This is a genomic window from Flavobacterium glaciei (genome assembly GCF_003350545.1).
Taxonomy (GTDB): Bacteria; Bacteroidota; Bacteroidia; order Flavobacteriales; family Flavobacteriaceae; genus Flavobacterium; species Flavobacterium glaciei.
This window is the reverse complement of sequence record NZ_QQBA01000003.1, coordinates 235,619-251,329: the sequence shown is the minus strand read 5'-3', so window position 1 is coordinate 251,329 and position 15,711 is coordinate 235,619. Positions and strand designations below refer to the sequence as shown.

General features: G+C 33.1%; 12 protein-coding genes. 9 read left to right on the top strand and 3 right to left on the bottom strand.

Translation table 11 applies throughout. The features are described from left to right. Positions 1 to 17 precede the first annotated feature (17 nt). The 4 genes from DFR66_RS04570 to DFR66_RS04555 all read left to right on the top strand — a co-directional run bounded on the left by DFR66_RS04570 (position 18) and on the right by DFR66_RS04555 (position 6,916). Positions 18 to 1,274: an aspartate kinase gene (locus tag DFR66_RS04570; RefSeq protein WP_114753660.1), complete on the top strand. Its 1,257-nt coding sequence runs from the start codon at positions 18 to 20 to the stop codon at positions 1,272 to 1,274. Between the two features lie 191 nt (positions 1,275 to 1,465). Continuing rightward, positions 1,466 to 4,909 carry a hypothetical protein gene (locus DFR66_RS04565; protein ID WP_114753659.1) on the top strand — a complete coding sequence of 1,148 codons (3,444 nt, stop codon included), beginning with the start codon at positions 1,466 to 1,468 and terminating at the stop codon, positions 4,907 to 4,909. A 91-nt stretch (positions 4,910 to 5,000) separates the two neighbouring features. Then, on the top strand, positions 5,001 to 5,669 hold the full coding sequence (locus DFR66_RS04560) for a hypothetical protein (protein ID WP_114753658.1): 669 nt from the start codon (positions 5,001 to 5,003) through the stop codon (positions 5,667 to 5,669). Positions 5,670 to 5,848: 179 nt separating this feature from the next. Further along, on the top strand, positions 5,849 to 6,916 hold the full coding sequence (locus DFR66_RS04555) for a glycosyltransferase (RefSeq protein WP_114753657.1): 1,068 nt from the start codon (positions 5,849 to 5,851) through the stop codon (positions 6,914 to 6,916). Positions 6,917 to 7,002: 86 nt separating this feature from the next. Here the strand turns inward: DFR66_RS04555 and DFR66_RS04550 are convergent, their stop codons facing one another. Continuing rightward, complete coding sequence (locus tag DFR66_RS04550) at positions 7,003 to 8,052, bottom strand: sensor histidine kinase (protein ID WP_114753656.1); 1,050 nt, start codon at positions 8,050 to 8,052, stop codon at positions 7,003 to 7,005. Beyond that, a complete protein-coding gene (locus DFR66_RS04545; RefSeq protein ID WP_114753655.1) occupies positions 8,053 to 8,736 on the bottom strand; it encodes a response regulator transcription factor in 684 nt (227 codons plus the stop codon). It abuts the gene before it with no gap. A 176-nt stretch (positions 8,737 to 8,912) separates the two neighbouring features. On the opposite strand from DFR66_RS04545, the gene DFR66_RS04540 reads away from it, so the two are divergent. From DFR66_RS04540 to DFR66_RS04520, 5 genes are all read left to right on the top strand, one after another. Next, entirely contained in the window at positions 8,913 to 11,717 is a 2,805-nt protein-coding gene (locus DFR66_RS04540) for a TonB-dependent receptor (RefSeq protein WP_114753654.1), read from the top strand. 33 nt (positions 11,718 to 11,750) lie between these two features. Then, a complete protein-coding gene (locus DFR66_RS04535; protein WP_114753653.1) occupies positions 11,751 to 13,151 on the top strand; it encodes a hypothetical protein in 1,401 nt (466 codons plus the stop codon). 78 nt (positions 13,152 to 13,229) lie between these two features. Next, a complete protein-coding gene (locus DFR66_RS04530; RefSeq protein WP_114753652.1) occupies positions 13,230 to 13,793 on the top strand; it encodes a hypothetical protein in 564 nt (187 codons plus the stop codon). Positions 13,794 to 13,953: 160 nt separating this feature from the next. Continuing rightward, positions 13,954 to 14,295 carry a T9SS type A sorting domain-containing protein gene (locus DFR66_RS04525; RefSeq protein ID WP_114753708.1) on the top strand — a complete coding sequence of 114 codons (342 nt, stop codon included), beginning with the start codon at positions 13,954 to 13,956 and terminating at the stop codon, positions 14,293 to 14,295. A gap of 131 nt (positions 14,296 to 14,426) precedes the next feature. Beyond that, on the top strand, positions 14,427 to 15,407 hold the full coding sequence (locus DFR66_RS04520) for a LuxE/PaaK family acyltransferase (RefSeq protein ID WP_167400485.1): 981 nt from the start codon (positions 14,427 to 14,429) through the stop codon (positions 15,405 to 15,407). Positions 15,408 to 15,456: 49 nt separating this feature from the next. On the opposite strand, the gene DFR66_RS04515 is transcribed toward DFR66_RS04520, so the two are convergent. After that, a complete protein-coding gene (locus DFR66_RS04515) occupies positions 15,457 to 15,711 on the bottom strand; it encodes a type II toxin-antitoxin system RelE family toxin (RefSeq protein ID WP_114753650.1) in 255 nt (84 codons plus the stop codon).

The following is a 15,711-nucleotide window of genomic DNA, read 5'->3' as shown; positions in this document are numbered from 1 at the left end:
AATTTTTGTTTAAAAATATGAGAGTATTCAAATTTGGAGGAGCTTCTGTAAAAGATGCCGCAGGAATTAAAAACGTATATGACGTTTTACAAAAAGTGGGTTACGAAGATGTTTTGTTAGTGGTTTCTGCAATGGGGAAAACGACCAATGCATTGGAACTTGTCATAAAAAACTATTTCGACAAATCAGCCGAGTTAAATTCATCTGTCCAAGAAGTAAAAAAATACCACAATCAAATTTTGATGGATTTATTTGAAGATGACAAAAACGAAGTTTTTGCAGCTGTAAATACTCAATTTGCTGATTTAGAATATTTCTTAGCACATAATAAATCTCCAAATTATAATTTTGTTTACGACCAAATTGTAAGTTACGGTGAATTAATTTCGACAACTATTCTTAGTCATTTCATGAATTTCATGGGAATAAAAACACAATGGCTGGATGTTCGCAATTTCATAAAAACAGATGCAAATTATAGAGATGCAGAAGTAGACTGGGAATTGACACAGAAAAATATTGCCAAAAACGTAAAACGAAAAATCTTAAATATTACACAAGGTTTCTTGGGTTCTGATGAGAATAATTTCACCACCACTTTAGGACGTGAAGGTTCTGATTATACAGCTGCAATTTTCGCATATTGCTTAAATGCCGAAAGCGTAACCATCTGGAAAGATGTTCCTGGAGTAATGAATGCCGATCCAAGATATTTTGAAAATGCCAGTTTATTAAATCAAATATCGTATCGCGAAGCCATTGAATTAGCTTTTTACGGCGCTACGGTTATTCATCCTAAAACATTACAACCATTACAAAAAAAGGAAATTCCTTTGTTTGTAAAATCATTTATAAATCCATTGTTAAAAGGCACAAGTGTTTCTAAAGGTGTCGATTTAGAGCCGTATTTACCTTGCTTTATTGTCAAAAGAAACCAGCTTTTGATTTCGCTTTCATCAATAGATTTCTCTTTTATCATGGAAGAAAACATCAGCGAAATTTTTGCGTTATTTCACCAATTCAAAATAAAGGTAAACTTAATTCAGAATTCTGCCATTAGTTTTTCTGTATGTGTAGAGGATAAATTTGACAATTTTAAAGCGTTGAATGCTATTTTATCTAAAAAATTTAAAGTTGAATTTGACGAAAATGTAACCTTATATACGATCCGACATTTTAATGATAAGGCAGCCCAGACTGTTGAAGAAAATAAAGTTGTTTTATTGAAACAAGTAAGCCGTGAAACCATGCAAGTGATCACTAAAGAAGTTTAAAAACTCTATCAACAATATTGTAATGGGAATCAAAATTAAATTTTGATTCCCATTTTTTATTATACAAAAACATACAATCAAGAACTCTAAAACAGAAATATCGATTTATCGAGTCTCCTATTTTCTGAGAGGAACATTCTCAAAATATCAAATTATAAATACTACTTTTGGTACTTTCGAGTTATATATTTATGTTGAAAAAATTACTTTTTTGGATTGTAATAAGCTGTTTTTCTGGGCTCCATGCTCAGGAAATAAATTTGCTGTACAAAACCAAAAAAATCCTTCCTTCCAGAGACACGATTTACATCGAAAAAGAAAGTATTAATTCAAGCTTTTTCAAATTGTTAGATACAAATGGCAAACAAATTGACAGTTCTTTATTTAAAATAAATTTCGAAAAAGGCACATTAGTTTTAAAAGAAAATAACGTTTTTGGCTCCGACTCACTTACCGTACAATACCTAAAATTTCCTGAAATATTAACAAAAGAATACCGCATTTATGATTCCAGCAGAGTCGTTAGCAATGAAGCCGGAACCGGGAATTTATATAAAATTGAAGAGAAAAAAATAAACAAAAATGTTCCTTTTGACGGATTGAATACTTCTGGAAGCATTACGCGAGGCTTGACGATAGGAAACAATCAAAATGCGGTATTGAACTCTAATTTAGATTTACAAATCACTGGAAAAATTTCCGAAAAAGTAAGTTTGAGAGCTTCCATACAAGATAGTAATATTCCATTGCAAGACGGCGGCTATTCTCAAAAACTAGATCAGTTTGACAATGTTTTTATGGAATTATTCAGCGACGAATGGACTATTCGTGCAGGAGATATTTTTCTGGAAAACAGTAAAACCCAGTTCTTAAATTTCAATAAAAAAGTACAAGGACTCGCAACTAATTTCAACTTTGGAACCGAACAAAATAAAACAAATGTATTTGCATCTGTAGCACTCGTTAGAGGACAATATGCTAAAAGTAATTTTGTGGGTCAAGAAGGAAATCAAGGTCCTTATAAATTAATAGGAAAAAATGGAGAATTATATGTTCTAGTTGTCTCAGGTTCAGAGCGCGTTTATGTCAATGGGATTTTACTGAAACGTGGAGAAAATAACGATTATACGATAGATTACAATGCGGGTGAAATTGTTTTTACGCCGCTTTTTACTATCACTTCCGAAATGCGTATAGCCATAGAATATCAATACTCCGACAGGAATTATACTCGTTTTGTAACGTATGCCGGGGCTACACATGAAAATGAAAAATGGAGTTTTGGAGGTTATTTATATTCGGAAAACGACCTGAAAAACCAACCGTTGCAACAAAATTTGTCACAGGAACAAGCCCAAACATTAGTCAATGCCGGAGACAATCCAAGTTTGATGACCGCACCATCCGCCTATTCAGACACCTACTCTGAAAACAAAGTACTGTATCGAAAAACACTCGTTAATGCCATAGAAATTTTTGAATATTCGAATGATCCGCAACAGGAATTATTTAACGTGAGATTCACTTTGGTCGGAACCAATAATGGGAATTATATTGTAACCAATTCGGCTACCATTTCACGAGTTTATGAATATGTAGAGCCAATAAACGGTATACCTCAAGGAAATTACGAACCCATAATTCAGCTTATTGCGCCAACAAAAGTTCAAGTAGCCACCTTTTTAGGAAAATATAAACCCACAGAAAAAACGGCTGTCGATTTTGAAATTGGTCTTAGCAACAATGATCAAAATTTATTTTCATCCATTGATGATACCAACAATAAAGGCTTAGCCGGAAAAATAAATGCCAAACAACGTGTTTTTTCAAAAAGATGGCAGATGGATGCTTTCACCAATTATCAATTTATTCAGAAAGATTTCAGATCCGTGGAACGACTGTACAATATAGAATTTGACAGAGATTGGAATTTAGGAACCGCAGGAATTGGAAATCAAAGTCTTCTAGTTTCCGGATTGCAATTAGATTTAAATCCAAAACCAAAATCAACCAATAAAGGATTGCTGTTGTATCAGTTTGAAAAACTAGATTTCTCCGAAAATTTTTCAGGAAGCAGGCATGTTTTAAATGGTTTGTTCCGAATAAAAAATTGGACTTTTCAAAACCAAGGCAGTTTATTAAACAGTGACGGTACTATTTTATCATCTAAATTTGTAAGAAACCAATCCCAAATGCGTTTTCATTTTGATAAAAACTGGGTTGGTTCCAGCTTGCGATTAGAAGACAATAAGGAAAAAGACAAAACGAACAATCAGTTTACGGCTTTGAGCCAAAAATTTACAGAGTATGGTTTGTATACTGGAAGAGGCGACAGTACTAAGGTTTTTGTAGAATTGGGTTATCTTAGAAGAACCAATGACAGCATACAATCCAGAGGTGTCGAGAGGCTGATTCAGCGTGTAAATTCCTCCCAGACTTTTATACTAAAATCAAAATTAATTCAAAACAATAAAAGTGATTTGTCACTTTTTGCTAATTACAGAGTCTTAGAATTTGAAGACGCCACAAGAAAAAAAGAACCTACATTAAATTCCAGAATCGTGTACACGGACCGTTTTCTTAATCAATTAATCCAAAGCACAACGGTTTACGAAACAAATTCAGGAAGTATTCCACAACAGGAATTTACGTATCTAGAGGTTCCCGCAGGCCAGGGAGTATATACTTGGAATGATTATAACGAGAATGGAGTTCAAGAATTACAGGAATTTGAAGTTGCTCCTTTTATCGATCAGGCAAAATTTATCCGGGTATTTTTGCCCAATCGGATTTACATTAAAACACATCAAAATAAGTTCTCACAATCCGTTACTTTAAACCCAAATCAATGGCAAAATGAAACAGGAATCAAGAAATTGCTTTCCTATTTCTACAACCAAACCGCTTTTATAATCGACCGGAAAACGTTAAGTAATGGAGATAATTTTGAATTAAACCCGTTTAGCCGTTCTAATGAGAATGTGCTTGGATTAAATTCCAGTTTAAGAAATAGCTTGTTTTACAATCGCGGAAAACAAAGCCATTCCGTAACTTATTCGTATCTCCAAAATAAAACGAAAAACTTGTTGTCGATAGGTTCGCAGGAAGCAACAAACAGCTCCCATCAATTGCAATATGGACATTTATACCAAAAAAGCTGGCTGTTCGGTTTTTTTGCCAAAACAATCCAGACAACTGTTCTATCTGAAAATTTTCCAGAAAAAAACTATGCTATAGATGGGTATCAACTCGCACCAAAAATCAGTTATATATTCTCAAAAAGTACCAGCTGGGATCTTTTTTATGAATTACAAAGCAAAAGAAACCAAATTGGGGTTTTCGAAACATTATTACAAAACCGCTTTGGAACTTCTTTTTCCTATGCCAGTGATAAAAAAATAACGCTGAATGGAGAAGTCTCTTTTTACCAAAATAAATTTGATGGAAATGAATTTTCTTCGATAGGTTTTCAAATGCTTGAGGGATTACAAACTGGACAGAACTTGACTTGGAGATTGCTTTTACAAAAAAACATCACACAGTTTTTAGATATTAATTTTAATTATCAAGGACGAAAAAGTGAAATTAGCCAAGCCATTCATACCGGAAATGTTCAATTAAGAGCATATTTTTAATTGTTTGATTTAGAATAATTTTATTAAACGACATTCTAAATGTGATTATTTTTCATTATTTTTAAAGTATAAAATTCAAAATCAAATCATTATGAAAAAATTACTGTTGTTATGTTTTGTAATTATTTTGTCAGGAAACTTACAAGCACAAGAAACTGCAGCTGAAAAGAAAGCAGCAAAAGCTAAAACTGAAAAATTAGCGAAAGCCAAAAAAGAAAAAGCCGAAGCAGCAAAAGATAAGGCCGCTACAGCCAAAGAAAAAGCAGCTGCCTCTAAAAAAGCAGCCAAAGAGAAAGCCGAAACTGCAAAAGAAAAAGCAACGAAAAATAATGCTGAAGCGACTAAAGATAAGGCGGCTACAGCTAAAAAAACAGCTAAAGAGAAAGCCGAGACGGCAAAAGAAAAAGCGGCTACAGCCAAAGAAAAAGCGAAAACTGCAAAAGATAAAGTAGTTCAAAATAAAGCTGAAACTTCAAAAGATAAAGCAGCAATAACTAAAGAAAAAGCAACGGCGTCTAAAAAAACTGGTACAGAAAAAGCAGAAACTGCAAAAAGCAAAGCATCATCTGCAAAAACAACTGTAAAAGAAAAAGCTTCTAGTACAAAATCAATAAAAAAAATCAAGGAAACTAACGAAAAAGCACCTAAAGTAGCTGACAAGATTACAGGAGAATACAATGGTAAAAAAGTATATACTGGTCCTCGAGGAGGAAAATATTACATTAACGCAAACGGAAATAAAACCTACATACAAGAATAATTTTAACTGAAAAAAATATGGTAAGGGCTATCTAAAAAGATAGCCTTTCTTTGTTTTAGACATTGGCTCATTCTAAAATACTATTTAATAACTTAATAGTTTAGTAATATTTTACAAATATTAAAAAGGCCTTAATTTATGTACCTTTAAACTATAAAAAACATTTGATACAATTAGAAATGGATATAAAAACCGCTCCTAAAACTATTTTGATTGCACCTTTAAACTGGGGTTTAGGCCATGCCACCCGATGCATACCAATCATCAAGGCTTTACAAGAAAACAACTACATCCCGATAATTGCCTCTGATGGCATAGCACTAGAATTACTACGAAAAGAGTTTCAAAATCTACAAACACTAGAACTACCATCCTATGAAATTGAATATGCTAAAAATGGCGCCAATTTTAAATGGAAATTAATACAGAATGGTCCAAAAATGATCCGAGCTATTTTGGAAGAAAAAAAAATAATTAAATCTTGGATCGAAAAATATGCAATTGAAGGTATTATTTCAGATAATAGACTAGGGGTTTTCAGCAAGAAAATCCCATCAGTGTTTATCACCCATCAATTGAATGTGATGACTGGAAATACAACTTGGATAACCAGTAAAATGCATCAATACATTATAAAAAAGTATACAGAATGTTGGGTTCCAGATCTTGCGGGAACACTAAACCTAACCGGTAAGCTCGGTCATGTTGACAATCCAAATCTTAAGATAAAATATATTGGTCCTTTGAGCAGACTACATAAGAAACTATTGCCAAAAAAATATGACTTATTGGTAATTCTCTCCGGTCCTGAACCACAACGCGGTATGTTAGAAAAACATTTAAAAAAAGAAATTGCTTCCTACAAGGGCAATGCGATTTTCATTGAGGGAAATATCGAAAAGGTACAAAAAATAACTACAATGCAAAATGTGACGTATTACAACTTTATGAACTCAACTGAGCTGGAACAAGCTTTTAACGAAAGTGAAATGGTCCTTTGCCGTTCCGGTTACACTACAATCATGGATTTAGCACAATTGAGAAAAAAAGCTTTTTTTATACCTACTCCTGGTCAATATGAACAAGAATATTTAGCTAAAAAGCTAAAAAAAGAAGGCTTGATTCCTTATGCTACGCAAGATGACTTTAAAATGGAAAACATTGAGCAAATTCACGATTATAAAGGTTTGCCTCGATTAGATTCTAAAATTGAATGGGCAAATTTATTTGAAGTTTTTCAAAAATAATCAAACTTTAAATCCCAGAAATAAAAAAAACCGATTTGTAACAATCGGTTTTTAAACTATTTTAATATTTATTTTATTCGTTTTTTTTAACTTTTATTTGTTTTTTCAAGCGTAAAAGAAAATTCAGATCCTACGCCAAACGTGCTATCAACAAAAATTTTCTCCTCATGAGCTTCAATAATATGTTTTACAATGGATAATCCCAAACCAGAACCCCCTTCAGTTCTTGCACCACTTTTATCAACTCGATAAAAACGTTCAAAAAGTCTAGGGATATTTTTTTTCTCAATTCCTTCTCCATTATCCGTTACTCTAACGATAACTTTTTTATCTGTTAAATCTTCAATACTAACTTCAGTTGAACCTTTAAACTTACCGTATTTAATGGAGTTTACAATCAAATTCATCACTACTTGCTGGATTTTTTCCTGATCCCCAACAACCATAATTGGTTTGTTGTATTTCATGTCAAACATCAACAAAATGTCTTTCTTGGAAGCTTTCATTTCGAGCAAATCAAAGACATTTTGAACTAACTTAACAATGTCAAATTCTGCAATTTCCAAGTTTAAATCGCCAATTTCGAGTTTAGAAATCATATCTAAGTCCTGTACGATATAAATAAGTCTCTCTACTCCTTTTTCGGCACGTTCTAAATATTTTTTTCGGATTGTTTTATCGCTCATGGCACCGTCAAGCAAGGTTGACAAATAACCTTGTACCATAAAAAGTGGTGTTTTGAGTTCGTGAGAAACATTGCCCAAAAACTCTCGTCGGTATTCTTCACGAACTTTTAAAGTTTCGATTTCTAACTTTTTATCAGTGGCAAACTTTTTGACTTCACGTGTTAGTGTTGCCATATCTGTGGTAATGGGTTGGTTTCTAAAAGTACTTGACTCTAATAAAGAAACGTCATCGTATATCTTTTTTACTTTTTTATAAATAAAGCGTTCCACTCTATACTGTATAACCAGAAATGAAAATGCTCCAATTGCTATGGCAAAAATCAAACAAAAACGATAAGAAAAAGTAAAAAATAAATAGGTGAGAAAACCAACTAATCCTGTAGAAAAAAGAGTAATGTAAAGTGCTGACTTTACAGCAAAACGATATGTTTTTTTAAAATTTATTGTCATTTATACTTCAAACTTATAACCAACCCCTTTTATTGTTTTAAATAATTCTTCTCCAATTTTTTCTCTCAATTTTCTGATGTGAACGTCAATAGTTCTTCCGCCAACCACTACTTCATTACCCCAGACTTTGTCCAAAATTTCATCTCGTTTGAAGACTTTTCCTGGTTTTGATGCCAGTAGGTAGAACAATTCAAATTCTTTTCTAGGTAATGCTATTTCGATATTATCTTTTACAATTTTATATTCTTCGCGATTTATTTCGATACCACCTACATTAAGTGTTTCGCTGTTTTGTTCCTTTTCTTTTAATCGGCGCAGTAAGGCTTTTACTTTACTGACTAATAATTTAGGCTTAATTGGCTTTGTGATGTAATCATCTGCACCAGCGTCAAAGCCTGCAACTTGGGAATAATCTTCGCTTCTGGCTGTCAAAAAGGCGATGAGCACATTGCTAAGTTCTGGAATCTTTCTGATGTTTTCGCAAGCTTCCATACCATCCATTTCCGGCATCATAACATCCATTATAATAAGGTCCGGCATTTCTTTTTTAGCTTTTGCCACTGCCTCTTTCCCATTTGCGGCTGTAACGATTTGATACCCCTCTTGAGAGAGGTTATACCCCACAATTTCCAGAATATCCGGTTCATCATCTACTAATAGAATCTTTGTGTTTTTTTTCTTCATAAAGCGCCAAAAATTGTTTTTGAATTGTAAATGTAATAATAAATGAGGTATTCAAAAGGTGTTAACCATAATTTAATATTGGAATGATTTTATAACCAAAAACAAAACATAACCATAACAAGCCAGTAACTTACATTTTACAATTCAGGTGTTACTTTGCAAAAAAAATAAATCAAATGAAATTCAAATTACTATTTTTAACTTTATTACTAACAGCTATAACTCATTCTCAGAATAAAGGAACGATAGCCGGTACCGTAACAGATAAAAATGTTAACAACCAATCATTGCCATTTGCAAATGTCCTAGTTAAAGGAACAACAATTGGAACAAACACTGATCTTGATGGAAAATACTCGATTTCTGTAGCAGCAGGTAATTACATTGTACAATTCAGCTTTGTAGGTTATGAATCTATAGAGGTTCCAGTAACTGTTACAGCAGATGAAACTATAACTGTAGATCAAGCATTAGGCTCCGCCGGATTTACTTTGCAAGATGTTGTAATAAAAAACACCAGAAAAAAGAATACTGAGACGGCTGTAATGGTCGAAATAAAAGAAGCAAAACAAGTTGTGAGTGCTATCTCTTCAGAACAAATCTCTAAAGGAACAGATAGTAATGCTGCACAGGCTATACAGAGAGTTCCAGGAGTTACCATTGTTGATGGGAAGTTTATCATGATACGCGGACTTAGTGAGCGTTACAACAATGTACTTATAAACAATTCAGTTGCTCCTAGTACTGAGGTTGATCGTAGAACTTTTGCTTTTGATTTAATTCCATCAAGTGCAATTGACAAGATGGTAATTTATAAAACAGGATCTGCAGATAAACCAGGAGATTTTTCTGGAGGTATCATCAACATTACAACATCAGAAAACATAACAGAATTCAACAGAGCATCTGTCGGTTTTGGATATAGAATGGATACCTCTTTTCAAGATCAATTTCAAACAGAAGGTTCTAAAACTGACTTTTTAGGGTTTGATTACGAATTTAGAACGCTTCCTAGCACATTCCCATCTGCAGCTTTGATTAATACATACCCTCAAGTAGGTGTTGTAGCTTCTAACACAAAGCTTCAAAACAATTTTAATCCAACACAAAGCACTGCTTTTTTAGATAATAGTGTAGGGTTTGCTTTTGGTAGAAATAAAAAATTTGCAAACGGAATGAGTTTACAATCTATAAACTCATTAAGTTACGCTAATAGTTTTCAAACTTTTCAAAGACAATTTACACGCTACACTACCTTAAACGAAGGTGAAAGTAGACCACCACTTTGGTTAAACTTCTTAGATGATACCTACCAAAATGAATCTAGAATAACATTCCTTTCTAACTGGATTTTGAAACTTAATAGCAATAACACGATTAAGTTTAAAAACCTTTTAAATCAAATTGGTGAGAATGAAACCATCATTCGTAATGGAAACAACTTTTTACAAAGAGGAGATGATTTATTTAGAAACTATTTGTTAGGATATAAATCAAGATCAATCTACATAGGTCAACTTGAAGGTAATCATAAATTAAATGACAATAATGCAATTGACTGGGTTACTGGTGTGAATTATATGTATGAATCTGAGCCAGATTTAAGAAGATTTAGAACCATCAAAGATGCTTCTAATCCAGATGCACCTTATGAAATGATCGATCCCTCATCTACTAATTTATTTGATACAGGAAGATATTTTGGTACACTTAGTGAATATTCTGTTAATAACGGCGCTAATTATACGCACACTATAGACAGAGTTAAGAACGATGAAGAATTAGGGACCATTAAATTAAAAACGGGTTACTACGTTGACTACAGAAAAAGAACATTTGACTCAAGATATGTGTCTTACTACTTACCAGACCTAGGAATAGATCGTATCAATGAGTTAAAGCAACTACCGTTAACTACCATCTTTAATTCTGAAAATGTAAACGCTACAAATGGATGGATTATGAGAGAAGGTACTCGATCTATTGACTCATACAGCGCAGATAATTTCTTAACTGCAGGATATGTCTACGGAGAATTGCCATTAAAGAAATTTGATCTAACTGGAGGTGTACGTGTCGAACATAACATTTTATCATTACAAAGTACCACTGATGCTGGACCACAAAATATTAAAAATCCAGTAACATCTGTATTGCCATCTTTGAATATTGCTTATAACATTAGTGAAAAATCGATATTAAGATTAGCCTACAGCAAAACAGTTAACCGTCCAGAATTTAGAGAAATTGCACCATTCTTGTTTTATGATTACAAGAACGAAGCAGCTAGAGTAGGTAACTCACAATTAAAAACAGCCAAAATTGACAATTTAGATTTCCGTTATGAATTTTACCCAACAAAGGGAGAAACGGTAAGTTTAGGTGCGTTTTACAAGAGATTTGACCAACCAATAGAAAACGTGACGCAAATTACTACTGAGCAACCTCAATTTAATTATGCTAATGCAGATAATGCATTCAACTATGGTCTTGAACTAGAATTGAGAAAATCTTTCAAAGAAATGACAGACAATTTATACTTAGGTAGACTTTCAGCTAACGTAAATGCATCATACATCGTTTCAAAAGTTGATTTAGGAGCAGGTGTAACCTCACAAGATCAAGAGCGTGCACTTCAAGGACAATCACCTTACATTGTAAACGTAGCCTTAGGCTATGCTGATGAAACTGGATTTTCTGCAAACGTAACGTACAACCGCTTTGGAGACCGTATCTTCTCTGTTGGTGACAGAAACTTCCCTACAATTTATGAACTTTCAAGAGACAATTTAGATCTAACTTTTTCAAAAACAGTTAAAAAAACCACTTTTAAACTTGGAATTAAAGATTTATTAAATGCAAAATATCAATTCTTTGAAGATTCAAACAGAGATGAGAAAATCAGAAAGAATATAGACAACGCAACATCTGTATTTAGAAGAGGAACTCTAATCTCTCTTAACGTGACGCATAATTTTTAAACAACTATAACTAAATTATTAAAAACAAAAACAATGAAAAAAAATCTAATTTTAATGGCTAGTTTACTATCAGCTGTCATTACATTAAACTCTTGTAGCAATGATGACAACCCTATCGTTGTTGATGTTACACCACCTACTGCAACTCCTGCTGGACCAGTAGAATTGACTGGAGATCTTGCTACTAGAACACTTACAAAAGACAAAAAATACCTTATCAAAGGTCAAGTATTTGTAAGATCTGGAGCTGTTTTAACTATTGAGCCTGGAACGGTTATATTTGGTGACAAGGCTTCAAAAGGAACTTTAGTAATTGACAGAGGAGGTAAAATAATAGCTGACGGAACAGCAGCTGCGCCAATTGTTTTTACATCGGGACAACCTGCAGGAACTCGTGATAGAGGAGATTGGGGCGGATTAGTAATATTAGGTAACGCACCTGTTAACCAACCAGATCCAGCTATTGAAGGAATTACACCTGCTGTAATTTTTGGAGGAACAAACAATGCTGATAATTCAGGTATTCTCAAGTATGTAAGAGTTGAATTTGCAGGAATTGAATTAACTCCTAATAACGAAACAAACTCAATCACATTAGGTGGTGTAGGAAGTGGAACACAAATGGATTATACACAAGTATCTTTTGGTGGTGATGATGGTTTTGAGTGGTTTGGTGGATCTGTAAATTCAAAACACTTAGTAGCATTTGCTATGTGGGATGACTGTTTTGATGTTGATTTCGGTTTTACTGGTAAAGTTCAATTTGGAGTGGCTGTACGTTACGGAAGTTATGCAGATCAATCTGGATCTAACATTTTTGAAACTGACAATGGACCTAATGATAACTTGACTACATTAATTACTACTGGTGTTTTCTCAAACATTACAGGTATTGGACCAAAAATTACTAATACACAATCTATAAACGGTAATTTTCAACACGCTTTAGATTTAAGAAGAAGAACTGCATTAACAATTGCTAACTCTGCTTTTGTAGGTATGCCAAGAGGTTTGCGTATGAACCAGCAATCAGTAGTAGATAATTACACAACTGGAACAGGAGTGTTATTAAACAACTACATGAGTGCTCCATTAGTTACATTCTCAGCAGGAACTGGAATGACTGCTAATGCAGCTGCAATTCAAACGCTTTGGAACGCTACAAATGAGACAAATACTAGTACTGATTTAGCAGCGGTTTACCTTGATTTAGGTTTGAATACTAATATTTTCTTTGGTAACAATACAAGTACAGGTTATGCTTCAAACCCTGATTTTAGAGTTACTGCTGGTGCGCTTACAGCTGGTGCGGCCTTCACTAACGCTAAACTTGCTGATGCGTTTTTTACTAGAGTTGCATACAGAGGTGCTTTTGGTACTACTGACTGGACTGACGGTTGGGCTGAATTTAACCCAATTGCTAAAGTTTACTAATAATTTTTTTAATTACATTTACAAAGGGCTTAATCTTGTTATGAGATTAAGCTCTTTGATTATAAAAACTATTTCAAAATGAAAAATATTTTATTTCTAGGTATCTTTTTTCTTCTTTACGGATGTGTTTCTAATACTAAAAAAACAAATCCTAATGATTTTTTAACAAAAACAGAGCAAAACAATTTTAAGTATTCTATTGTACGTTATTATGATGATGTAGCACCAAAAGCTACTCATGAAACCAAATTTGACACTGTTTTTAATTCCTATTACAAGAAAAAAAGTGAAGCTAGTGATTTATTATTTTATTATTTTGACACTATAAATAAAAAGGCCTATTTCGCTATCACAAAGATTGCACCGAGTTTAAAATTAAAAAAAGTAGCCACATTAGGATCAGTTTCATACAATGAGGATGGAACCATAAAAACATATGAGGAAAAATGCAGAACATGGAAAATGCTTGTTCCTGAGCTCAAGGAAAAAACAACCATGCTCTTTGAAAAATATATTAACGGAGAAGATTTAAGCCCTTTTTATACTAAAAATTCAAATGGTCAATTCATTATTGAATTTCCTGATGATGTAACAAAGTATGATCTAACTCAAAGGAAATGGGTTACAATACAACAAAACTAAATTTCGTTTTGATAAAAAAGAACCCCAGCTTTACCTTGTTTTCGATTGATTGTAAAGAAAAAAAATACTAGTGCTCAAAATGCCTTTCATTGTGAAAGGCATTTTTTTTGGTACACTATTTGAAATATATTTTGTATATTTACAAATCAAATTAGTAAGAATGGCGAAAAACTACTTTAATACCCTACTTATATTGGTCTTTTTATTCTCTGCAAGCACCTATGCTCAAGACAGTAAACCGCAACCAAAACTACAAGAAACTGCCTCTACTATTGAGGGTTTAAGCTTGTACCCTAATCCTGTGAGCAATGGCAAAGTTTACATTACCACTAAGAATGATCTTGATAAAGAAATCATAATATTTGATGTGCTTGGTAAAAAAGTGCTACAAACAATGCTTAGTTCACGAGAACTAAATGTTTCTAATTTATCTCCGGGAGTATACATTATTAAAATAAATGAAAAAGAAAGTTCAGCTACTCGAAAATTAATAATTCGGTAATTCATTCTAAATATAAAATTACAGCTCCATTTTATTGGAGCTTTTTTTTTAATACCAAACAGCATCCGTTTTCTAATGACAGATAAACAAACTCCCTTTTTAAATTTTTCATACTTTTACAAAAAAAAATCTTGATCACAACCACTGATATATTTACTATTTCAAGTCAAAAACAATTTGAAAAAATTGCTTTAAAAGTTTTTCGTTACCAATATGAAAACAACAAAGTATATCAGGATTTTTGTAATTTCCTAAAAACAGATCCTCATAAAGTAAAATCAATACAACAAATCCCGTTTTTGCCCATACAGTTTTTTAAGAGTCATGAGGTCCTTTCTAATACCGATGAAATTCAAGAAACCTTTACCAGCAGTGGAACAACCGGAATGATCACTAGCAAACATCTCGTTACTGATGTTTCGTTATATGAAGAAAGCTACCGCAAAGGATTTTCAGAATTTTATGGCAACATTGAAGATTATGTAGTTTTAGCTTTACTTCCCTCCTATCTGGAAAGAGAAGGCTCATCCTTAATTTACATGGTCAAGGATTTAATTGAACTTTCCAATCATCCTGAAAGCGGTTTTTACCTCAACAATCACGACGAATTGATTACTAAACTTATCGCTTTAGATAAAGCAGGTCAAAATGTAATTCTGATTGGTGTTACTTTTGCTTTATTAGATTTAATAGAGCAGCATCAGTTTCAATTGCAACATACCATTATTATGGAAACAGGTGGTATGAAAGGCAAACGCAAAGAAATGATTCGGGAGGAATTACACGATCAACTCTGTGAAGGTTTTGGCGTAGCAGCCATACATTCAGAATACGGCATGACCGAATTACTATCACAAGCCTACTCCTTGGGAAATGGCGTATTTGAGTGCCCTGCTTGGATGCAAATCCTGGTGCGCGATACCGAAGATGCTTTGACTTATATTCCAGACGGAAAAACAGGCGGAATCAATGTGATTGATTTAGCCAACATTAATTCGTGTTCGTTTATAGCTACGCAGGATTTGGGCAAAAAAAATCCCAACAACTCTTTCGAGGTATTGGGACGTTTTGATAATTCAGATATTCGTGGTTGTAATTTGATGGTGATTTAAAGTTTATTTGGTTATTTATCTATTCGGTTAACCAAATCAACGAGTAAACTTATTCATAAATATCTTTTCTGTGACCTAAGTCGATTAGATCAATTAGCAAAATATCATCAAAAATTTCATAAATAATTCTGTAATCTCCAACACGAATTCTATATCCTTTTCTTCCTTTCAATTTTCTATAACCTTGCGGCCGAGGGTTTTCAGCTAAATCATAGATTTGCTTTTTGATTGCAGAATAGTGAGGCTCATTAATTTTGATTAAAGCTTTCAAAACTTTATTTCTAAATTCGATAGTATAAGCCAT